Here is a 922-nt window from a genome sequence, read left to right as displayed (position 1 = left end):
CTGTGCATGCTGCACGGGATCGAGCCGGGCATCTACTGGCACATGGGCAAGATCGTCGAGTGCGGGGCGAACTGCGCGGAGCCCAAGGGCAAGGTGATTCTGGCGACGATCCGCCGCGACAGCTTCGACCTCGAACCGATGAACCCGCGCGAGCGCTGCACGCCGGCTTCGGTGGCGGCGCACACGCTGTACGAGAAGACGCGTCCGGACTTGCTGACGGGCCCGGGCGGCGTGCTGGATCTGCGCGAGGCGACCTACGAACAGCTCACGGAGCGGGCAGTGCGGGTGCGCGGCAGCCGCTTCATTCCGGCCGACGACTACACGGTGAAGCTCGAAGGCGCGGGCGTGGTAGGCATGCGCACGATCTTCATCGGCGGGATCCGCGATCCGATCCTGGTCGAGCAGATCGACACCTTCCTCGAAGGCATCAAGCAGCAGGCGCACGAGACGTATCCGGAGTTGCGCTCGGGCGAGGCGACGCTGAACTTCCACGTGTACGGCAAGAACGGCGTGATGGGCAGCTTCGAGCCGCAGACACAAGCGGTGCCGCACGAGATCGGCTTGCTGGGTGAAGTGACGGCGGCGAACCAGGAACTGGCGAATGCGATTTGCAGCAGCGTGCGTATCGATGTGCTGCACACGCCGTATCCGGGACAGGTGGCGACGGCCGGTAACTTCGCGATTCCGCTGAACCCGCCGGAGAACCCAATCGGGCCGGTGTGCAAGTTCACGGTGTATCACGTGATGAAGATCGACTCGGCGGAGTCGCTGTTTCCGGTTGAGATCGTGGAGGTGGGCGCATGAGCACGGTGCAGACACAAAACAAGACGCTGCGCGAACTGGCGAAGGTGGTGCGCAGCAAGAACTCGGGTCCGTTCGAGATCACGTTCGACGTGATCTTCGACGAACCAACGCTATACGA

General features: G+C 63.9%; 1 protein-coding gene and 1 pseudogene. Both read left to right on the top strand.

Going from position 1 to position 922, the window contains the following annotated elements; translation table 11 throughout:
• Positions 1-804, top strand: a pseudogene (locus tag QCE64_RS36410) (acyclic terpene utilization AtuA family protein); the annotation flags it as partial.
• A partial coding sequence (locus tag QCE64_RS36405; RefSeq protein ID WP_310009206.1) for a DUF4387 family protein occupies positions 801-922 on the top strand: 122 nt, incomplete at its 3' end. The pseudogene QCE64_RS36410 and the gene QCE64_RS36405, both read left to right, overlap by 4 nt.

The organism is Caballeronia sp. LZ043 (genome assembly GCF_031451075.1).
Classification (GTDB): Bacteria; Pseudomonadota; Gammaproteobacteria; order Burkholderiales; family Burkholderiaceae; genus Caballeronia.
The sequence above is the reverse complement of the archived record's forward strand: the minus strand, read 5'-3'. Positions and strand labels throughout refer to the sequence as shown.